General features: G+C 60.6%; 16 protein-coding genes. 7 read left to right on the top strand and 9 right to left on the bottom strand.

Annotated features, from left to right (window positions below; genetic code table 11):
- Positions 1-138: 138 nt before the first annotated feature.
- Complete coding sequence (locus tag AD663_RS16730; protein ID WP_003183005.1) at positions 139-375, bottom strand: DUF3203 family protein; 237 nt, start codon at positions 373-375, stop codon at positions 139-141.
- A gap of 136 nt (positions 376-511) precedes the next feature.
- Here AD663_RS16730 and AD663_RS16725 point away from each other — a divergent pair, with 136 nt between their 5' ends.
- From AD663_RS16725 to glgB, 4 genes are all read left to right on the top strand, one after another.
- The gene (locus AD663_RS16725; RefSeq protein WP_003183002.1) at positions 512-1012 is read left to right on the top strand and encodes an MgtC/SapB family protein; all 501 of its coding nucleotides are present in this window, start codon (positions 512-514) and stop codon (positions 1010-1012) included.
- Between the two features lie 515 nt (positions 1013-1527).
- Positions 1528-3525 (top strand): alpha-1,4-glucan--maltose-1-phosphate maltosyltransferase, encoded by a 1998-nt coding sequence (locus AD663_RS16720; RefSeq protein ID WP_003183001.1) that lies wholly within the window; start codon positions 1528-1530, stop codon positions 3523-3525.
- Positions 3526-3718: 193 nt separating this feature from the next.
- Positions 3719-7063, top strand: coding sequence for a maltose alpha-D-glucosyltransferase (gene treS / locus AD663_RS16715; protein ID WP_003182999.1), 3345 nt, complete (start codon positions 3719-3721; stop codon positions 7061-7063).
- Positions 7064-7074: 11 nt separating this feature from the next.
- Entirely contained in the window at positions 7075-9309 is a 2235-nt protein-coding gene (gene glgB / locus AD663_RS16710) for a 1,4-alpha-glucan branching protein GlgB (protein ID WP_003182997.1), read from the top strand.
- Between the two features lie 164 nt (positions 9310-9473).
- On the opposite strand, the gene gudD is transcribed toward glgB, so the two are convergent.
- A complete protein-coding gene (gene gudD / locus AD663_RS16705) occupies positions 9474-10817 on the bottom strand; it encodes a glucarate dehydratase (protein WP_053214184.1) in 1344 nt (447 codons plus the stop codon).
- 29 nt (positions 10818-10846) lie between these two features.
- Positions 10847-12193, bottom strand: a complete 1347-nt coding sequence (locus AD663_RS16700; protein ID WP_003182993.1) for an MFS transporter — start codon at positions 12191-12193, stop codon at positions 10847-10849.
- A gap of 335 nt (positions 12194-12528) precedes the next feature.
- On the opposite strand from AD663_RS16700, the gene AD663_RS16695 reads away from it, so the two are divergent.
- On the top strand, positions 12529-13239 hold the full coding sequence (locus tag AD663_RS16695) for a FadR/GntR family transcriptional regulator (protein ID WP_003182991.1): 711 nt from the start codon (positions 12529-12531) through the stop codon (positions 13237-13239).
- A gap of 70 nt (positions 13240-13309) precedes the next feature.
- Here AD663_RS16695 and ppnN read toward each other — a convergent pair whose 3' ends face one another.
- Complete coding sequence (gene ppnN, locus AD663_RS16690; RefSeq protein ID WP_003182990.1) at positions 13310-14683, bottom strand: nucleotide 5'-monophosphate nucleosidase PpnN; 1374 nt, start codon at positions 14681-14683, stop codon at positions 13310-13312.
- Positions 14684-14900: 217 nt separating this feature from the next.
- Here ppnN and AD663_RS16685 point away from each other — a divergent pair, with 217 nt between their 5' ends.
- Complete coding sequence (locus AD663_RS16685; protein ID WP_053214183.1) at positions 14901-15434, top strand: DUF3087 family protein; 534 nt, start codon at positions 14901-14903, stop codon at positions 15432-15434.
- 106 nt (positions 15435-15540) lie between these two features.
- Positions 15541-16293 carry an OBAP family protein gene (locus AD663_RS16680; protein WP_053214182.1) on the top strand — a complete coding sequence of 251 codons (753 nt, stop codon included), beginning with the start codon at positions 15541-15543 and terminating at the stop codon, positions 16291-16293.
- A 79-nt stretch (positions 16294-16372) separates the two neighbouring features.
- On the opposite strand, the gene AD663_RS16675 is transcribed toward AD663_RS16680, so the two are convergent.
- The 5 genes from AD663_RS16675 to AD663_RS16655 all read right to left on the bottom strand — a co-directional run bounded on the left by AD663_RS16675 (position 16373) and on the right by AD663_RS16655 (position 19997).
- On the bottom strand, positions 16373-16600 hold the full coding sequence (locus AD663_RS16675) for a hypothetical protein (protein WP_053214181.1): 228 nt from the start codon (positions 16598-16600) through the stop codon (positions 16373-16375).
- 60 nt (positions 16601-16660) lie between these two features.
- Complete coding sequence (locus tag AD663_RS16670) at positions 16661-16840, bottom strand: general stress protein (protein WP_003182983.1); 180 nt, start codon at positions 16838-16840, stop codon at positions 16661-16663.
- Between the two features lie 213 nt (positions 16841-17053).
- On the bottom strand, positions 17054-17617 hold the full coding sequence (locus AD663_RS16665) for an ATP-dependent Clp protease proteolytic subunit (RefSeq protein ID WP_003182980.1): 564 nt from the start codon (positions 17615-17617) through the stop codon (positions 17054-17056).
- A 135-nt stretch (positions 17618-17752) separates the two neighbouring features.
- Complete coding sequence (locus tag AD663_RS16660; protein ID WP_053214180.1) at positions 17753-18790, bottom strand: DNA topoisomerase IB; 1038 nt, start codon at positions 18788-18790, stop codon at positions 17753-17755.
- A 259-nt stretch (positions 18791-19049) separates the two neighbouring features.
- A complete protein-coding gene (locus AD663_RS16655) occupies positions 19050-19997 on the bottom strand; it encodes an IS110 family transposase (protein WP_003178485.1) in 948 nt (315 codons plus the stop codon).
- Positions 19998-20143: the final 146 nt, after the last annotated feature.

Raw genomic sequence — 20143 nt, 5'->3', positions numbered from 1 at the left:
ATAATTCGATTAAAACCGGATCAGATGGCGTCGAGCCCAGGCCCTGCGACACTTTGATGCACCCAGGCACAAGCGAACAATTCCCCCTGTGGCGAGGGAGCACCTACCTCGCCACGGGCTTCACCCTTGATCTAGCCGTCAGATGACCGAGTCGCTGTCGGTGGCCTTGAGATTCTGGCGTCTGTCGGCCGCGCCGGCCACAGTCAATGCATCGACTTCAGCCTCGGTCACATAGACCCGCCCGCCATTGAGCTCCACGGCCGACATGGCTTTGTCCGGGTCGGTGACGATGGTCAATTCACTGGCAGGGCGTTGTTCCGGGCCATTGAGGGTTTCGAAATGGCAGATTTGGTTGTCATCGATATGTACAGGCATGGCTGCGCTTCCTTCTGGATGTCCTGAACGTTAGGCGCCGCCCCCCGGCCAGGGTTCGTCGTGGCTGATCAGCGGTCAGGCGCACCTCTGGCTTCGCTTGCGGTCCATCGTGTATCGACTGACAAGAGGACGCTTCATGGAAGCCTGGTGGCATGAAGTCTGGATAACCCTGCAAGCTGAATTCGCTGACATCACCGATGCCCAGCAGATGACCCGGGTCACGGTACGCCTGGTGATGGCCGCGCTGCTGGGCGGCATTCTCGGTTTCGAACGCGAACACAAAGGCAAGGCCGCCGGGGTGCGCACCCACATGCTCGTCGCCCTGGGTGCCGCGCTGTTCGTTCTGGTACCGCAGATGTCCGGCTCCCAGGCCGACGCCATGAGCCGGGTAATCCAAGGCGTGGTGGCGGGCATCGGTTTTCTCGGCGCAGGCACCATCCTGAAGAACACGGACGGCGACGTAAGCCACGTCAAAGGCCTGACCACCGCAGCCGGGCTATGGATGACCGCCGCCATCGGCGTCGCCGCCGGGCTGGGCCGGGAGGCGACGGCTGTGCTGAGTACGATATTGGCGCTGGCGATTTTCAGTGCGATGCCGGTGATTGTGCGAGCGTTGGAGGGGGAGGACAAACCTTGACACCGCCGTGGCCCTGACACGGATCTATGGGAGCGAGCTTGCTCGCGAAAGCGGCGCATCAGTCGATGGAAATATTGCCTGACACTCTGTTTTCGCGAGCAAGCCCGCTCCCACAGGTTTCTGATCTACAACTAAGTGAGCCGTCCAGCCCGCTCCGGCGGTGCCTCGCTCGGCGGATCTCCAAAGGGCGGCTGGGGACTGGGTGGAGGATCTTTCTCCGGAATCGGCTCCGGATCCGGTCCTGGCGGTGGCAGGTTGGGGTCGTCGATGTTTGGATCGGGTGTTTCGGCCGGGATGGGAATTGTCATCAGGGCGGGCCTCCGTAACGCACATGGCTTGAGTCGTGCTTATGGTTGTTGACCGTCCTGCGCCAGGTTTGATCCCGGCGGCACGGGCAAATCCCTCTGAACTTTTAGCCGCCGGCCCGGTTCGGAGCTTAAGTGAGTTTATTTAGGGACCCGTTGGGCCTTTACCGCCAAAAGCGCGTCCATGGGGCGTAAAAGGAGCGATGCTCGATGACTGCTGAACACCCGACAGACCTGGCGTACAACCCGCATTTGCCGTTGTCCCAGGCCTTGTTGTTGCCGCGTATTGCTATTGAAAACACGATGCCGGTGATCGACGGCGGACAATTTGCCGCCAAGGCCGTGGCCGGGCAGGACGTGACGGTGACCAGCAAAGTATTCGCCGACGGTCACGACAAGCTGGCGGTGCGCATCCGCTGGCGGGCGCTGGAGGATGAGGCGTGGAACAGCGAGGTCATGACTGACCTGGGCAACAATGGCTGGCGAGGCCAGTTCAATGTGCCGGAACAAGGTCGCTATGTATTCTGCATCGAAGCCTGGATCGACCAGTTCGCCAGTTTTCGCTACGAGCTTGAAAAGAAGTTCGGCGCCGGGGTACCCATCAGCCTGGAGTTGCAGGAAGGGCGCAACCAGGTGCAGCTGGCCGCCGAGCGCAGCAATGGTGAGCTGAGCGAGCACCTGGCCGCGTTGCACCACGAACTCTCCGGCCTGTTGCCGACCGAGCAGGTGGCGTTGTTCCTGGATCCCCGCAGTGCGGACCTCATGTCCCAGGCGGACCATCGGCCCTACCTGAGCATCAGTCCCGAATACCCCCTGGATGTGGAGCGCAAGCTGGCGGAGTTCGCCAGCTGGTATGAGCTGTTCCCTCGCTCGATCACCGACAGCCCACAGCGCCATGGCACCTTCAATGACGTGCATTCGCGCCTGCCGGTGATCCAGGACATGGGCTTCGACGTGCTGTACTTTCCGCCGATCCACCCGATCGGCCGCAGCTTCCGCAAAGGCCCGAACAATTCCCTCACGGCCGGTCCCGATGACCCGGGCAGCCCTTACGCCATCGGCAGCGAGGAGGGCGGGCACGAAGCGATTCATCCGCAGTTGGGTTCCCGCGAGGATTTTCGGCGCTTGGTAAAAGCCGCCGCCGCCCACGGCCTGGAAATCGCCTTGGACTTCGCTATCCAGTGTTCCCAGGACCACCCCTGGCTGAAGCAGCATCCGGGCTGGTTCAGCTGGCGGCCGGACGGCACGATCAAATATGCCGAGAACCCGCCGAAGAAATACCAAGACATCGTCAACGTCGACTTCTATGCGGCCGATGCGATTCCCAGCCTGTGGCTGGAGCTGCGGGACATTGTGGTGGGCTGGGTCAACGAAGGCGTGAAGATATTCCGTGTCGACAATCCCCACACCAAGCCGCTGCCGTTCTGGCAGTGGCTGATCGCCGATGTGCGGTCCCAATACCCTGAAGTGATGTTCCTGGCCGAAGCGTTCACCACCCCGGCGATGATGGCGCGGTTGGGCAAGGTCGGCTATTCCCAGAGCTACACCTATTTCACCTGGCGCAACACCAAGGCCGAGCTGGCGACCTATTTCAGCGAACTCAATGAATCGCCCTTGCGCGAGTGCTACCGGCCGAATTTTTTCGTCAACACGCCCGATATCAACCCCGCCTTCCTGCATGGATCGGGGCGCGCGGGTTTCCTGATCCGCGCCGCGCTGGCGACCATGGGATCAGGCTTATGGGGCATGTATTCGGGATTCGAATTGTGCGAATCGGCGCCGGTGCCAGGCAAGGAGGAATACCTGGACTCGGAGAAATACGAAATCCGCCCGCGAGATTTCACCGCGCCGGGCAACATCATTGCCGAGATCGCCCAGCTCAACCGGATCCGCCGGCAGAACCCGGCGCTGCACACGCACCTGGGCTTGAAGATCTACAACGCCTGGAACGACAACATTCTCTATTTCGGCAAGCGCACGCCTGACGGCAGCAATTTCATCCTGGTGGCGGTGAGCCTTGACCCCCACAACCCGCAGGAAGCCAGCTTCGAGTTGCCGCTGTGGGAGATGGGCTTGCCGGACGATGCCCAGACCCAGGGCGAGGATTTGATGAACGGACACCGCTGGACCTGGTACGGCAAGTATCAGTTCATGCGGATCGACCCGGCTTACCAACCGTTTGGGATCTGGCGGATCAGTGTGGCGTGAGAACGGAAGCGATTCTGGGAGAGCAATCTTGAAATAGGGGGCTATTCGTAGCGAGGGAGCTGGCTCCCGCTGGGTCGCGTAGCGCCCCTAAAAACGATGAGCGCCTCGCACTCAAGCGGGAGCCAGCTCCCTGGCCACATGGAATCCCACGAGCCTGCTCCAGCGGCGTTATTGAATTCATCAGGAGTTGCAAATGGCGAAGAAACCCCGGTCTGCCACCTTCATCAAAGACCCGCTCTGGTACAAGGACGCGGTGATTTATCAGGTTCACGTCAAATCCTATTTCGACTCCAACAATGATGGCATCGGTGATTTTCCTGGCCTGATAGAAAAGCTCGACTACATTGCCGACCTGGGCGTGAACACGATCTGGCTGTTGCCGTTCTATCCTTCGCCTCGGCGCGATGATGGTTACGACATTGCCGAATACCGCGGCATTAGCGCGGACTACGGCACCATGGCCGATGCACGTCGTTTCATAGCCGAAGCCCACAAGCGCAACCTACGGGTGATTACCGAGCTGGTCATCAACCACACCTCGGATCAACATCCCTGGTTCCAGCGCGCGCGCAAGGCCAAGAAAGGTTCGAGTGCACGGGATTTCTACGTCTGGTCCGACGATGACCATAAGTACGATGGCACGCGGATCATTTTCCTCGACACCGAAAAGTCCAACTGGACCTGGGACCCGGTAGCCGGCCAATATTTCTGGCACCGTTTCTATTCCCATCAGCCGGACCTCAACTTCGATAATCCGCAGGTCATCAAGGCCGTGCTGTCGGTGATGCGCTATTGGCTGGACATGGGCATCGACGGCCTGCGCCTGGACGCCATCCCGTACCTGATCGAGCGCGATGGCACCAATAACGAGAACCTGCCCGAAACCCATGATGTCCTCAAGCTGATCCGGGCCGAGATCGACGCCAATTACCCCGACCGCATGTTGCTGGCCGAAGCCAACCAATGGCCGGAAGACACCCAGCTGTATTTCGGCGATGTCGACGCCCAAGGCTTGAACGGCGACGAATGCCACATGGCGTTCCACTTCCCCTTGATGCCGCGCATGTACATGGCGTTGGCCCAGGAAGATCGTTTTCCCATCACCGACATCCTGCGCCAGACCCCGGAGATTCCTGCCAATTGCCAGTGGGCGATTTTCCTGCGCAATCACGATGAGCTGACGTTGGAAATGGTCACCGACAAGGAGCGCGACTACCTGTGGAATTACTACGCGGCCGACCGTCGGGCGCGCATCAACCTGGGGATTCGCCGGCGCCTGGCGCCGTTGATGGAGCGTGACCGTCGTCGAGTGGAATTGCTCAACAGCCTGCTGCTGTCGATGCCCGGCACGCCGACGTTGTATTACGGCGACGAAATCGGCATGGGCGATAACATTTACCTGGGGGACCGCGATGGCGTGCGGACACCGATGCAATGGTCGATCGATCGCAACGGTGGTTTTTCCCGCGCCGACCCGGCCAGCCTGGTGCTGCCGCCCATCATGGACCCGCTCTATGGTTACCTGTCGGTCAATGTCGAGACCCAGGCCGGCGATCCCCATTCACTGCTCAACTGGACCCGGCGAATGCTGGCGGTGCGCAAGCAGTCCAAGGCCTTCGGCCGTGGCACATTGAAAATGCTCTCGCCCAGCAACCGCCGGATCCTGGCCTATACCCGCGAATACACGAGTCCGGACGGCAAGCACGAGATCATCCTGTGCGTGGCCAACGTGTCCCGCAGCGCCCAGGCTGCCGAGCTGGACCTGTCGGCCTACGCCGGCATGGTCCCGGTGGAAATGCTGGGCGGCAACGCCTTTCCACCCATTGGCCAGTTGAATTTCCTGCTGACCCTGGCGCCGTACGGCTTTTATTGGTTCGCCTTGGCGGCGGAAAACCAGATGCCGAGCTGGCACGTCGAACCGGCCCAGAGCCTGCCCGACTTCACCACGCTGGTGCTGAAAAAACGCCTGGAAGAGTTGCTTGAGGCCCCGTCGCGCACCACGTTGGAGCAAACCATCCTGCCGAGCTGGCTGCAGAATCGTCGCTGGTTCGCCGGCAAGGACAGCGCGATCGAGAAGGTCAACATCGTCTATGGCGTGCGCTTTGGTGACCCGCAGCAGCCGGTGCTGCTCAGTGAAATCGACGTCACCAGTGGCGGCCAGACGCTGCGTTACCAATTGCCGTTCGGCCTGCTGCCCGAGGACCAGATGGGCGCGGCATTACCGCAGCAACTGGCGCTGTCGCGTGTGCGTCGGGTTCGCCAGGTCGGTCTGATCACCGATGCGTTCAGCCTGGAAAGCTTCGTCAGGGCAGTGCTGCAAAGCATGCAGGCGGGCACGGTGCTGCCGTGCGACGAGGGCGAGTTGCGTTTCGAGCCCACTGAGGGCCTGGCTGCGTTGAATCTAGGAGCCGAGCCGGAAGTCCGCTACTTGTCGGCCGAGCAGTCCAACAGTTCGGTGGTGGTGGGCGGCAGCCTGGTGCTCAAGCTGATCCGCAAGGTCGCCTCAGGGGTGCATCCGGAGTTGGAGATGAGTGCCTACCTGACGCAAGCCGGTTTCAGCAATATTTCGCCGCTGCTGGGTTCGGTCATCCGCCGCGATACCCAGGGCGAGGATGCGCTGCTGATGATTGCCCAGGGTTATCTGAGCAACCAGGGCGACGCCTGGGAGTGGACGCAGAACAACCTCGAACGGGCCCTGCGCGATGAGCTGGCGGACGCGGTGTCCGAGCAGGAACAGCACTACAACGCCTTGGGTGAGCTGAAGGATTTTGCCGGCATGCTCGGCCAACGCCTGGGAGAAATGCACCAGATGCTGGCCCAGTCCACCGACAATCCCGACTTCGCGCCGCAGGCTACCAGTGCCAAGGAGGCCCAGGCCATCGGCAAGGATGTGGCGGCCCAAGTGGAAAACGCCTTGCGCCTGCTCAAGCAGAACCAAAGCCAATTGAACCCGGCGGACCAGGCCATGGTCGCACGCTTGCTGGAGCACCGCAAAACCGTCCTGGCCCATGTCCAGGAGCTGGCCGGCAAGGCTGCCGGTGGATTGCGCATCCGTGTCCATGGCGACTTGCACCTGGGGCAGGTGCTGGTCATCAAGGGCGACGCCTACCTGATCGACTTCGAGGGCGAGCCGGCGCGACCGCTGCATGAACGGCGGGGCAAGCACAGCCCGTACAAGGATGTCAGTGGTGTGCTGCGCTCTTTCGATTACGCGGCGGCGATGGCGATCCACTTGCACACCGTCGACAGCACGGCTGATGCCGATGCGGCGCGACAACGGGTCGCCGATCGTTATTTGATAGAGGCTCGCCAGGCATTCATTGAGGCATATCGGCTGGCGGCAGCTAGTCTTGCCCATGAGTGGAAGGATGCTGAAGGCGAAAACGCCGCGCTGGCGTTGTTCGGCCTGGAGAAGGCGGCCTATGAAGTGGCCTATGAAGCCGAGAATCGCCCCGCCTGGCTGCCCGTGCCCTTGCATGGGCTGTACGGGTTGTTGAGTGGGCTGCAACCCTTTTCCGATTTAGCCGGACCGATTTAGTGGAGAGAATCATGAGCGTCTCGAACAAAGAACCACAGGGGCAGGCCAGGGAGTCGCTGCTGCCATCCAGCCGCGACATCGACGCGCTGGTGCGTGCCGAACATCAGGATCCGTTTTCCATATTGGGCCCACACGGTGATGGGGCGGGCGGACAATTCATCCGGGCCTACCTGCCCGGCGCGCTGAGTGTGCATGTGCTGGCCCGTGACGGCGGCGAAGAGCTGGGTGAACTGCAACCCACCGAAACCCCCGGCCTATTCGTCGGTCATTTCGACCGTAGCCAGGCGTACCTGCTGCGCACCCGATGGGCGGGTGGCGAACAAGTGGCGGAGGACCCCTACAGCTTCGGGCCGTTGCTAGGCGAGATGGACCTTTATCTGTTTGCCGAAGGCAACCACCGCGACCTCAGCTCCTGCCTCGGCGCACAACTGACCACCGTCGATGGGGTCGACGGCGTGCGCTTCGCCGTGTGGGCGCCGAATGCCCGACGCGTTTCGGTGGTGGGGGACTTCAACGTCTGGGACGGCCGGCGGCATCCGATGCGCATTCGGTACCCGTCCGGTGTCTGGGAATTATTCATTCCACGGCTGGGCGCGGGTGAAGGCTACAAATATGAAATCCTCGGCGCCCACGGCATCCTGCCGCTCAAGGCCGATCCGGTGGCGCTGGCGACGCAGATGCCGCCAGACACTGCGTCCAAGGTTGCCCCGCGGTTGAAAATCGAATGGCAAGACGACGAGTGGATGCAGAGCCGACGCGAACGCCAACTGCCGGGCGCGCCGTTGTCGATCTATGAATTGCACGCCGGTTCCTGGCAGTGCGAAACCGATGAAACAGGCGAAGTGGCCCGCCAATACAACTGGCATGAACTGGCCGAACGGCTGATTCCCTACGTCAAGGACCTGGGTTTTACCCATATCGAGCTGATGCCGATCATGGAGCACCCGTTCGGTGGTTCTTGGGGTTATCAGCCGCTGTCGCAGTTCGCACCGACGGCGCGCTTCGGGTCGCCGGATGACTTCGCGGCGTTCATCAACGCATGCCACCAGGCCGGCATTGGCGTGATCCTCGACTGGGTGCCTGCGCACTTTCCAACCGACACCCACGGGCTGGCTCAGTTCGACGGCACCGCGCTGTACGAATACGGCAACCCACTGGAAGGCTTCCATCAGGATTGGGACACCCTGATCTATAACCTGGGGCGCACCGAAGTCCATGGCTTCATGCTCGCTTCGGCGCTGCACTGGTTGAAGCATTTTCACGTCGACGGGCTGCGGGTCGATGCGGTGGCCTCGATGCTGTATCGCGACTATTCGCGCAAAGCAGGGGAGTGGGTGCCCAATCGTCATGGCGGGCGCGAGAACCTGGAAGCCATCGATTTCCTGCGACATCTCAACGACGTCGTGGCGCTGGAAACGCCTGGCGCGCTGGTCATCGCGGAAGAATCCACGGCTTGGCCGGGCGTGAGCCAGAGCACCCAGCAGGGCGGCCTCGGCTTTGCCTATAAGTGGAACATGGGCTGGATGCACGATTCGCTGCACTACATCCAGCAGGATCCGGTGTACCGCGCGCATCATCACAATGAGCTGAGTTTCGGCCTGGTATACGCCTGGTCCGAGCGCTTCGTCCTGCCGATTTCCCACGACGAAGTGGTCCATGGCAAGCGTTCGCTGATCGACAAGATGCCCGGTGACCGCTGGCAGAAATTCGCCAACCTGCGGGCGTACTTGAGCTTCATGTGGGGACATCCCGGCAAGAAACTGTTGTTCATGGGCTGCGAGTTCGGCCAGTGGCGCGAGTGGAATCATGATCAGCAACTGGACTGGTACCTGCTGCAATACCCCGAACACCGTGGCGTGCAGAGACTGGTCAGCGATCTGAACCGACTCTATCGCGAAGAACCGGCGCTCCATGACCAGGACGATGCGCCCCAAGGGTTCCAGTGGTTGATCGGCGACGATGCGCTCAACAGCGTGTATGCGTGGCTGCGCTGGAGCAAGGACGGGCGTCCGGTGCTGGTGGTCGCCAACTTCACTCCGGTGCCGCGCGAGGCTTACCGGGTCGGCGTGCCGTTTGGCGGGCGCTGGGTGGAGTTGCTCAACAGCGATGCCGACACCTATGCCGGTTCCAACTATGGCAACAGCGGCGGTGCATCGACCGAAGAGGTGCCCAGCCATGGCCAGGCCCTGTCGATGGAACTCAACCTGCCGCCGTTGGCGGTGCTGATCCTGCGGCCGGAGGGTTAGAACGGCCTGATCACAACTTCCTGTGGGAGCGAGCCAGCTCGCGATGCGGTCTGCCTGAAAGCGATGTTGGATGTGCCGCCGTCATCGCGAGCAGGCTCGCTCCCACAAGGAGTCATGGTGAGTTCAAGTTCATATGCGCCATCCGCCAAACGGGAGCAATCGACTCAACGCACGAGGCACGGCTGCTTGTTGTTGAACGTCCAGCCCGGAATCAGGAACTGCATCGCCACGGCATCGTCTCGCGCACCGAGGCCCATGCCTTTATAGAGTTCATGGGCCTTGGCCAGTTGATCGGTGTCCAGCTCGATCCCCAACCCCGGCTTTTTCGGCACTTGCACGCAGCCGCCCTGGATTTGCAACGGTGCCTTGGTCAGCCGCTGGCCGTCCTGCCAGATCCAATGAGTGTCGATGGCGGTGATATCGCCCGGTGCGGCGGCGGCGACGTGGGTGAACATCGCCAGGGAAATATCGAAGTGATTGTTGGAGTGGGAGCCCCAGGTCAGGCCCCATTCATTGCACATCTGCGCCACTCGCACCGAACCCTGCATGGTCCAGAAGTGCGGGTCGGCCAAGGGAATGTCCACCGACTGCAAAGTGATGGCGTGGCCCATCTCGCGCCAATCGGTGGCAATCATATTGGTGGCGGTCTTGAGGCCTGTGGCCCGACGGAATTCAGCCATGACCTCACGGCCCGAGTAGCCGTTCTCGGCACCGCAAGGATCCTCCGCATAGGCCAGCACTTTGTGCTGGTCGCGGCACAGGCCAATGGCCTCCTTCAGTGACCAGGCGCCGTTCGGGTCCAGGGTGATGCGCGCCTGGGGAAAGCGCTCGGCCAGTGCGGTGACCGCTTCGATTTCTTCGTCGCCCCTGAGCACGCCGCCCTTGAGCTTGAAGTCCTGGAACCCGTAGCGAGCATGGGCGGCTTCGGCCAGGCGTACGACGGCGTCGGCGTCCAGGGCCTTTTCGTGGCGTACACGGAACCAGTCGTTGTCGGCGCCCGGCTCGCTGCGGTAGGGCAGGTCGGTTTGTTGGCGGTCCCCGACGTAAAACAGATATCCGAGCATTTTCACTTCGTCACGCTGCTGGCCTTCCCCGAGCAGGGCCGCCACCGGGACGTCCAGATGCTGGCCGAGCAGGTCGAGCAACGCCGCTTCCAGGCCGGTCACGGCATGGATGGTGATGCGCAGGTCGAACGTCTGCAGGCCACGGCCACCGGCATCGCGGTCGGCGAATGCGTGGCGCACCGTGTTGAGGATCTTCTGGTACGTGCCAATGGGGCTGCCGACCACCAGCGAGCGTGCATCTTCGAGGGTCTGGCGAATGCGTTCGCCACCGGGCACCTCACCCACGCCAGTGTGGCCTGCGTTGTCCTTGAGAATGACAATGTTGCGGGTAAAGAACGGGCCATGGGCGCCGCTGAGGTTCAGCAGCATGCCGTCATGGCCGGCCACGGGCACAATCTGCATGCTGGTGATGATCGGGGCTTTGCTGGTTTCTACGCTAGTCATGTGAACTTATCCTTGTGCGAATCGAATGGTCAGACGTGGCTGGCGGTTGGGTTGGCCGGCGTCACCAGCGCTTTTGGCTTGGGCGTATTGCGTGCGGCAAAGACGATGATCGCGGCGATGATCGAGGTGGCCGCCAAGCCGTAGAGGCCGCCCTGGATCGAGCCAGTGTGCTCCTCGAGCAAGCCGAACGTGGTGGGAGCGACGAACCCGCCCAGGTTGCCCACGGAGTTGATCAGTGCAATGACTCCCGCGGCGATGCGCGCGTCCAGGTAGGCCTGGGGAATCGGCCAGAACAGCGATGAAGCGGATTTGAAGCCCAGGGCCGCGAAGCAGATGGCGACGAAAGCGAAGATCGGCCCGCCAGTGGTGGACATGAACATCCCTGCCGCAGCGATGAGCAGGGCCGCCGCCACCCAGGCCTGCTGGAATTTCCACTTGGCCGACAGCGAGGCGAAGGCGTACATGCCGACAATCGACAGCAGCCATGGGATGGAGTTGAACAGTCCGACCTGGATGTCGCTGAGGTCACCCATCTTCTTGATGATGCTCGGCAGCCAGAAGGTGGCGGCATAGATCGTCAATTGAATGAAGAAGTAGATCAGGCAAAACAGAATGATCTGGCGATCCTTGAGCAACTGGCCGATGGACAGTTTGATCGGCGAGGCGGCTTCCCGTGCTCGCTGCTCATCGTCGATGGTCTTGACCAGCACATCTTGTTCTTCACGGCTCAGCCATTTGGCATCGTGGGGCTTGGAGTCCAGCCAGAACCAGACGAAGACGCACAGGCCGACGGAGAACATCCCTTCAATGAAGTACATCCATTGCCAGCCGTGCATGCCCAGGCCGTTGATCTGCAGCAGCAATCCCGACAGCGGGCCGGAGATCAGCGACGCGATGGCCGAGCCGCTGAGGAAGATGGCGATGGCCTTGCCGCGCTCCACGCCTGGTAACCAGCGGGTGAAGTAATAGATGACCCCGGGGAAGAAACCGGCTTCGGCAACGCCCAGCAGGAAACGCAGGATGTAGAAGTGGGTTTCGTTCTGGATGAAGGCCATGCCGGCGGCTACCAGGCCCCAGGTGAGCATGATGCGGGTCAGCCAGATGCGCGCGCCGATTTTTTGCAGAAGGATGTTGGACGGGACTTCGAACAGCGCGTAGCCGATGAAGAACAGGCCGGCGCCAAAGCCATAGGCCGCTGCACCGATACCCAGGTCGTGCTCCATGTGGGCACGCACGAAGCCGATGTTCACGCGGTCGATGTAGTTGACGATAAACATGATGACGAACAGCGGCAGGATGTGGCGCTTGACCTTGGATATGGCCGACAGCAGCACCGGATCCGCGCCGGCATTCGCCTTGAGGCTGGATGTGTTCACTGGTTTTTCTCCCACTCGTTATTTTTATGCGGGCATCGTGCAGGTGCCGATGTTGATAGACATCATACAACTTGATTTTTTTGGCTGACAAGCGATTTTTGATCACGATTGGATTGGATAAAAGTGCTGTTTATGCCTAAAACAGTAAGCTTTAAGTAAAATTTTGGCGATGGGCAGGCGAGGCCACAGAGCTGAATGAACGCTTGAGCTTGCGTTTCTACCGATCAATATGTGCTCTAGCCTGTGTGTTGTCATACAAGTTAGCTGCCGATGGCCAGCACTTATAAGCCTGCTGATGGTAGGATCTTTGAGCCTGCTTTCGAGGAACCCTGGCGATGCAAGAAATCGACGTGCCACTGCGCAAGCGTACCCACAACCTGGCCCACGACTTGGTGGCGAAGCTGAGCCAGAGCATTTTGCTGGGGCAACTCAAGCCAGGGGAAAAACTGCCCTCGGAAGGGGCCATCGTGCAAGAACACGGCGTCAGCCGCACGGTGGTGCGCGAGGCGATTTCCAAGTTGCAAGCTTCAGGCTTGGTGGAAACCCGCCATGGCATCGGCACCTTTGTCCTGGAGCAGACCGGTGAGCCGGGGTTGCGCCTCAATGTCGATACCGCGGCGGGTGTGCGGGGCATCCTGGAGCTGCGCCTGGGCCTGGAGACCCAGGCAGCCGCCTTGGCCGCCCAGCGCCGCAGCGAGCATCATTTGCAGCAGATGCGCCAAGCGCTGGATGACTATCAGCGGCTGTCCAGCAACAACGACAGCTGCGTGGAGGCCGACCGGCGTTTCCACCTGCTGATCGCCGAAGCCACGGACAACACCTGTTTTGTCGAAATCATGCAGCACCTGGGCAGTGCGATGATTCCCCGGACCCGGGTGAATGTCGCCGAACGTGGCCAGGCAGACCTGGGCAAGCTGGCGCAGTTGGCGAGCCTGGAGCATGAGGCGATTTTCAACGCGATCAAGCGCCAGGACCCGGACGCCGCCCGCGCCGCCATGTGGCTGCATCTCACCAACAGCCGCGACCGGTTTGGTGCCGCTGCCTGACGACTGATCATCGCCAGGCCCACCGTCAAGGCCGGTGGGCCGGTTCGCGCGAGAATTGTGGGCCCGAGGATCAGGTCACCACGCGGTAGCACGGCACGTAGGCCGCGCCGCCTGGCAACTTCATTCGATGCTGGGCGACGAAGGCCTGGAGCAGGCGGTCAAGGGGTTCCATAATGGCGGCATCGCCGTGGATCTCGTAAGGGCCGTGTTCCTCGATCAGGCGGATGCCCTTGTCCTTGACGTTGCCGGCCACGATCCCTGAAAACGCCCGACGCAGGTTCGCGGCCAATTCGTGGGCGGGCAGTTCGCGGCTCAGCCCCAAGCTGGCCATGTTGGCATGGGTCGGGTCGAACGGGCGTTGGAAGCCTTCGTCGATCTTCAGCAGCCAGTTGAAGTGGAAAGCGTCGTTGCGCTCACGGCGGAACTGCTTGACCTCCTTGAGCCCCTGGGTCATCTGCCGGGCCACTTCGGCCGGGTCATCGATGATGATCTGGTAGTGCTTCTGGGCAGCCTCGCCAAGGGTCGCGCCGACAAACGCGTGCAACTGGTCAAGGTACGGCGCGGCGCTTTTCGGTCCGGTGAGGACCACCGGGAAGGGCAGGTCCTGGTTGGCCGGGTGCATCAGGATGCCCAGCAGGTACAGGAACTCCTCCGCCGTGCCGGCACCGCCCGGGAAGATGATGATGCCGTGGCCGACACGTACAAAGGCCTCCAGGCGTTTCTCGATGTCCGGCAGGATCACCAGCTCGTTGACGATCGGGTTCGGCGCCTCGGCGGCGATGATGCCCGGCTCCGTCAGGCCCAGGTACCGACCACCGTGGATGCGTTGCTTGGCGTGGGCGATGGTGGCGCCTTTCATCGGGCCTTTCATCACGCCTGGGCCGCAGCCGGTGCAGATGTCCAGGCTGCGCAGGCCCAGTTCGTGGCCGACTTTCTTGGTGTATTTGTATTCTTCGGTATTGATCGAGTGACCGCCCCAACACACGACAATTTTCGGTTCCACACCCGGGCGCAAGGTGCGGGCGTTGCGCAGCAGGTGGAACACGTAGTCGCTGATGCCCTGGGACGAGCTCAGGTCGATGCGTTGGCTGTCCAGTTCGTTCTCGGTGTAGACGATGTCGCGCAGGGCGCTGAATAGCATTTCCCGGGTGCTGGCGATCATTTCACCGTCGACGAAGGCGTCGGCCGGCGCGTTCAGCAGTTCCAGGCGTACGCCGCGGTCCTGCTGGTGAATGCGGATCTCGAAATCCTTGTAGGCTTCCAGGATGGTCTTGGCGTTGTCGACATGGGCGCCGGTGTTGAGGATGGCCAGGGCGCACTGGCGAAAGAGGGTGTAGATACTGCCGGAACCGGCTTCGCTCAGTTGCTGGACTTCGCGCTGGGACAAGGTCTCCAGGCTGCCCTTGGGGCTTACCGAGGCGTTGATTACATGTCTTTGAGTCATTCAGCTTTCCTTGAAAACGATGCCATGCACACAACGACGGCATCTTTGAAAATACGTCCACGTAGGAAGATCGCACGATCCTTGCGGTATCGCCATGGACTTTGATCCGGATCCTTCGGCTCGGTTGCAACACGAAATGCGCCCCAGCATAGCTAAATCGAACGGGCAGGCGATAATGCGTGACTCTTTTTACCCCGTACAAGGAAATTGCACCGCGATGTTCGAGATCAAACCCTGGGATGCCGGCACCTATCGCCAGCAGACCCGTCGCAGCACGCTCATCGTGGCGGTGGTGTTCCTGGCGCTGGCAATGTTGCTGTCCAGCCTGGCCGTGATGGTCTTTGGCACGCCAGGGGGCGACAATTTTCGCTTCAATCTGGGTGGCGTGATTGTCGCGGTGCTGGTGTTGGTTGGCTCGATGCGCCTGTATTTCTGGTCGCAGCCGTGGATGGCCGCGGCGGTGTATGGCTGGCAGCTCAAGCGCAGCCTGATGAGGATCACCAACGTGATGCATCAGGTAAAGGCCGGCGTGCAGGCCCAGGATCCTACCGCCATGAAGCTGTTGCGGTTCTATCACCTGGGGCTGGCGCAGATGCATCAGCTGGATGCCAACTCCAGCGACCAGGGTTCACTGGTGCGCGAAGCCGATGAGCATCTGGCGAACATGCAGGCGCTGAACCTGGACACGGAACAACCGCGCCTCGACCCGTCCTGGATCGAGGGGGTAAAGCAGGCTTATACCGGGCGCTGAGTGTTTCAATGGCTGCCCGGGCCGCCTGTCGGCCAGCACGCAAGATAAATCAAACCCCGGGCCCCCGACGCCTTTCTGATGGACAGTCATCGAAAGGAGAAACGACATGCCGCGTAAAAGCCTTTATGGAACCTGGGCAGTGCTTTGGGCCACGGCGCTAGGGGTGACCGGCTGCGCCGGTAGCAATACAGACTCGCCGGTGAGCGTGCCGGGCGCAGCGAAGACGCCGACCACCGCGACGCTCGAAGCCGGGGCCGACATGCTGCAGAACAAGCCCCCGGTGCAGGCGTTGAACCTGTACCTCGACGGTTTCCATTTCTATAACGGTCGGATGTCGGGGCAAATGGAGGCGCATCACTACTGCACCGCACTGAACCAGGAAGTCTTCCAATGCGCGATCTTCGACGGCAACACGTCGAGCGCCAGATTGATGGGCGTCGAGTACATCATCAGCAAACGGTTGTTCGAAGGCCTGCCGACCAGCGAGAAGCAGTTGTGGCACAGCCATGTGCATGAGGTGAAATCCGGACAGTTGATCGCTCCGGGGATACCCCAGGTGGCGGAAACCCGGCTCATGGATAACCTGGTGACCACCTATGGCAAGACTTGGCACACCTGGCACACCGAGCAGGGCCAGGAACTACCCTACGGCGTACCGCAGTTGATGATGGGGTTCACCGCCGATGGCCAGGTCGACCCGCAACTCGTGCGTGAACGTGACAGTCGGATGGGTGTGGACAGCGAAGCGAAAAAGCGTGCCCGGGCAGGCATCGCCGCGCCGGCGGTCGATCCTGGTGCCGATGCATGGCAGAAAGGCCAGGTGTGGCAAGTCAAGGACCCGACGGGACATAGCCATTAAGATGTGACAAAAGTGCCTTGTGGCAAACGTTGGATATACAGTGTGGGTGTTTAAGTTCGACGGGGCAGTTCTACATCAGTTACGGCTGTTTGAAGTGCCCCGGAACATCATGTTCCGTTTCGTTTGGCTTAGTTCTTTTCTGAACTTGTACATCACTGATCTCGACGCTCTTCAATTCATTGAATGTCACTCTCAGGAGCGCCTCGGCTTCCTGGGCGCTCAGCGTCTCGGTGTCCGCCTCCAACACCCGATTGTCGGGTTGGCCGTTGGCGATGAAACTGACGATGAATCGATCATGGCTGCTCATGAATGGCCTCGACGATTAAGCGCCAGGGCGCAGCAAGGCTGCGCCCCAACGGTTGCAGGGTTACGATTTTCTGCCGCCGCCATGGCTGCGTTCGCCACCTTTGCGGCCGGCTTCAGAGGCTTTTTCCCGGTCGTTTGCAAAGTTGCCGCCCGAAGCGTGTCCGCCTTTCTTGCCGGCTTCAGACGCTTTCTCACGGTCGTTTGCGAAGTTACCGGGGTTTTTGTTTCCGCTATTAGCCATTTCGAGATTCCTCATTTTGGTTAAGCGAGTAACTGCCTCGCATAACTGTGAAAGAAAATTCGGCGGGGAAGTTTAAAAAAAACGTTTCGCTGGCGACGAACGGCAATGTGGGCATTGAATAAGTTATACAGCCGCTTCGCTTGAAGTTATACAGGCTTAAATTTATTCAAAGCAAATAAACCCCGGCTTGCATATATACGCTCACGTATCTGCTCAGTCCTCGCCACCGCTGATTTTCCAATGCTTGGCCTCCGCCGGGAAAATCACCTGTTCGACCCGATGGGCGATGCCGAAGGCCAGGGAGTTTTCCGCCGGGATGACGCGCTCCTCGGCACACAGGCATTTGAAGATATCCAGTTGCGTGGCGGCGCCGGCGGTTTCCTTGACGTAGATCTCCACGTATCGGGCCACGTCGTTGTCCAGGCTGGACAGGTACTCGCGCAAGCGCGAATGGTCCACCGATTTCTGGCCGAAATACCAGTTCATTGGATGGATCAGGAACCGCGAATGGGGCGTGGTGGTGCGGTCGCTGGCGGCCAGGAACATGACGATGCCCATCGACTCGATGTTGCCGGCATTCACGGCGCGCACCGGCACGGGAAGGGACTTGATGAACGTATAGAGGGTGAAGCCGAAGTTGGTGCTGCCACCGACGGTGGAAAGGTTGAGCATGAGCGAGTCGGCGCCTTTTTCGATGGCCTCCAGGCAGCTGTCTCGAAAGCGTTCCGTGGTTCCCTGATCGATCTGGCAATGAAAATGGACAATGTGTTCGGACATCTGAAACTCCTGTCGACTTCACGGGTTGAAGTGTCTGCGGATCGGCAGTGCCGTACAGTTGGGAGTTCGCGGCTGGGCGGATGTTCCTCTGCCGTGGTGTCGCCGCACGTGTCCGCGTAGGGTTCGACGGGGCGTTCAGCAGGCCTCGGCCGCTTGTGTCATGCGCGTCAGAAACATCGTCAGCCCGGCTTCTTCCTCACTGAGGCCTTTGCGTTGCCGGGGTTTGGGCAGCTCGTTCAAGGCGCCGAGCATGAAACTCTCCACCACCGCAGGGTGAATGTAGCATTTACGACAGACGGTTGGCGTGTTGCCCAACTGGCGGGCGACTTGCCTGACCATTTCGGCGACGTGTTTTTTCGCCTGCGCCTCGGTTTCCCAGCGCAGCGCCCGCAGCCCGGCCAGAGCCGCTGCGCTACCCGCCCAGGTGCGGTAGTCCTTGGCCGTGAAATCGGCGCCAGTGAGGGTCTTGAGGTAGGCATTGATATCGGAAGAACTGATGGAATGGCGCTCGCCGTTTTCGTCCAGGTACTGGAACAGGTTCTGGCCGGGGATCTCCTGGCAGCGCTTGATGATTCGCGCCAGGCGTCGGTCCTTCACCGTGATTTGATGTTCGACACCGCTCTTGCCGCGAAACTGGAAGGCGATGGCGCTGCCGTTGACCTCGACGTGTTTGCTGCGCAGGGTGGTGAGTCCATAGGAGCGGTTGTCCCGGGCATATTGGCTGTTGCCGACACGGATCAGGGTCACGTCCAACAAAGTGATCACGGTGGCCATGACTTTGTCGCGGCTGAACCCAGGCTTGGCCAGGATTTCCTCGAGGCGTTTGCGCAAGCGGGGCAGGGTGCGTCCGAATTCCAGCATTCGAGAATACTTGTCGGCATCGCGCACCTCCCGCCAGCGCTCGTGGTAGCGGTACTGCTTGCGCCCCCGGGCATCGCGACCGGTGGCCTGGAGATGACCGCGCGGGTCGGTACAGATCCACACCTCGGTATAGGCCGGCGGCACCGCCAGGGCATTGATGCGCTGGATCTCGGCGGGGTCGGTGATGCGCTGTCCCTGGGGATCGAAATAGCAGAACTTGCCTCGCAGTTTGCGGCGAGTGATACCGGGAGCGGTGTCTTCGACGTAATGCAGGTCGGCCGGCAGCGCATCCGGCGGCAGAATGTCGGGCATGAAAAAATCCTTGGCGGCGAATCCGGTGGCCTGTGATCGATTGACCGCAGCCCGTTGCGGTCGTGCCAAGATTTTGAGGTTGCCCGCAACCCCCTGTGGGAGCGAGCTTGCTCGCGAAAGCGGTGGGTCAGCTTGAAGTAATGGTGGATGTGCCGCCGTCTTCGCGGGCAAGCCCGCTCCCACAGGGTTCAGTGCCGTATGCAAATGCCGCGTACACCCGCGATCTACTGTGGGAGATTCTATGGTGCGGGGCTACCCCTTAAATGCCTTTCGGTAAGTATTCGCTCTGGTTCTTCAGCAGGGCGAATACCACTCGAGCAAGCTTGCGGGCCAGTGCAACTAATGCTTCGGTTGTGCTGAGTCCCCGGGCCCTCAGTGCCTCATAAAAACCCTTCCATGCCGCTGTGCGCCTCGCCGACATCGCGGCGTTATGCATCAATCGACGTGCCTCTGGGTCACCTCGCTTAGACAAGCAGCGGCGTCCCTTCTTTTTCCCTGAATCCGATATACGCAGGTCTAGGCCCAGAAAAGCGATGAAGGCATCGGCATTTCTGAAATCCCCACGCTGAAACGACGTGAGCAAACGGGCACCGCTCAATAGGCCGATACCTTCGACTTTCATGCAACGCTTGAGCTGAGCGCTCAAGCCAGCTGCTTCCAACTGCGTCTGGATTGTTTTCTCGAGCAAGATTTCCAGTCGTTGCATGGCCTTTATCTGGTGCTCAAACGCCGTTTTGAGCAACGGTTCGTTGGACCAACTTTGCTTGAGGCTGACACGCGCCTGAACCAAGGCTGCTCGGCGCCGGAAAAGGCTTATAAGCCGGCAATACAGGGGCGATGGCGGGGTCCATGGGTGCAACTGGTGGCCTTCGTTGTTCAAGTAACGAGCCAACAACCGAGCATCCAGCGCATCGGTTTTAGCGCGAACTTTCACACCTTTGCGGTAATGGCTGAGCTCGTAGCCGCCGATCATGTAGATCACACAACCTTGCGCATAAGCCAGGTCGGCGAATTCCTGGTGATAGATATTGGTGGCTTCGATGGCGACATCCACTGGCGCGGGCAACGCCTTGAGCCACTTCTTGATCGCAGCTTTGGTGTTGGGGATCGCTTCGAGTCGATCTGTTTCTGCGTGATAAATCACCAACTCATCCTTGGCGACATCAACACCCACGATCGGCTTTACGACAGAAACCGGCATTGCCATTGAAAATCCTCCGGGCTAAGGTTTGAACACTTGAAGGGTTCACCCAGAGGCGCAGGCTTGTTCCTATCGTCGGTCTAGGCCAGATGCATTCTTTATCGGCGCTTGGGTGAAAGGAGGAGGGGTGAAATCTCCCACGGTCTGTACTG

The organism is Pseudomonas sp. Q12-87, assembly GCF_001269755.1.
Taxonomy (GTDB): domain Bacteria; phylum Pseudomonadota; class Gammaproteobacteria; order Pseudomonadales; family Pseudomonadaceae; genus Aquipseudomonas; species Aquipseudomonas fluorescens_S.
The sequence above is the reverse complement of the archived record's forward strand: the minus strand, read 5'-3'. Positions and strand labels throughout refer to the sequence as shown.

Excerpts from the sequence above, each read along its gene's own strand:
- AD663_RS16720 (WP_003183001.1), top strand. The coding sequence starts at position 1,528 with ATGACTGCTGAACACCCGACAGACCTGGCGTACAACCCGCATTTGCCG.
- AD663_RS16725 (WP_003183002.1), top strand. The coding sequence starts at position 512 with ATGGAAGCCTGGTGGCATGAAGTCTGGATAACCCTGCAAGCTGAATTC.
- AD663_RS16665 (WP_003182980.1), bottom strand. The coding sequence starts at position 17,617 with ATGTCCGAACACATTGTCCATTTTCATTGCCAGATCGATCAGGGAACC.
- gudD (WP_053214184.1), bottom strand. The coding sequence starts at position 10,817 with ATGACTAGCGTAGAAACCAGCAAAGCCCCGATCATCACCAGCATGCAG.
- AD663_RS16695 (WP_003182991.1), top strand. The coding sequence starts at position 12,529 with ATGCAAGAAATCGACGTGCCACTGCGCAAGCGTACCCACAACCTGGCC.
- treS (WP_003182999.1), top strand. The coding sequence starts at position 3,719 with ATGGCGAAGAAACCCCGGTCTGCCACCTTCATCAAAGACCCGCTCTGG.
- AD663_RS16660 (WP_053214180.1), bottom strand. The coding sequence starts at position 18,790 with ATGCCCGACATTCTGCCGCCGGATGCGCTGCCGGCCGACCTGCATTAC.
- AD663_RS16675 (WP_053214181.1), bottom strand. The coding sequence starts at position 16,600 with ATGAGCAGCCATGATCGATTCATCGTCAGTTTCATCGCCAACGGCCAA.
- AD663_RS16685 (WP_053214183.1), top strand. The coding sequence starts at position 14,901 with ATGTTCGAGATCAAACCCTGGGATGCCGGCACCTATCGCCAGCAGACC.
- AD663_RS16680 (WP_053214182.1), top strand. The coding sequence starts at position 15,541 with ATGCCGCGTAAAAGCCTTTATGGAACCTGGGCAGTGCTTTGGGCCACG.
- glgB (WP_003182997.1), top strand. The coding sequence starts at position 7,075 with ATGAGCGTCTCGAACAAAGAACCACAGGGGCAGGCCAGGGAGTCGCTG.
- AD663_RS16655 (WP_003178485.1), bottom strand. The coding sequence starts at position 19,997 with ATGGCAATGCCGGTTTCTGTCGTAAAGCCGATCGTGGGTGTTGATGTC.
- AD663_RS16730 (WP_003183005.1), bottom strand. The coding sequence starts at position 375 with ATGCCTGTACATATCGATGACAACCAAATCTGCCATTTCGAAACCCTC.
- AD663_RS16670 (WP_003182983.1), bottom strand. The coding sequence starts at position 16,840 with ATGGCTAATAGCGGAAACAAAAACCCCGGTAACTTCGCAAACGACCGT.
- ppnN (WP_003182990.1), bottom strand. The coding sequence starts at position 14,683 with ATGACTCAAAGACATGTAATCAACGCCTCGGTAAGCCCCAAGGGCAGC.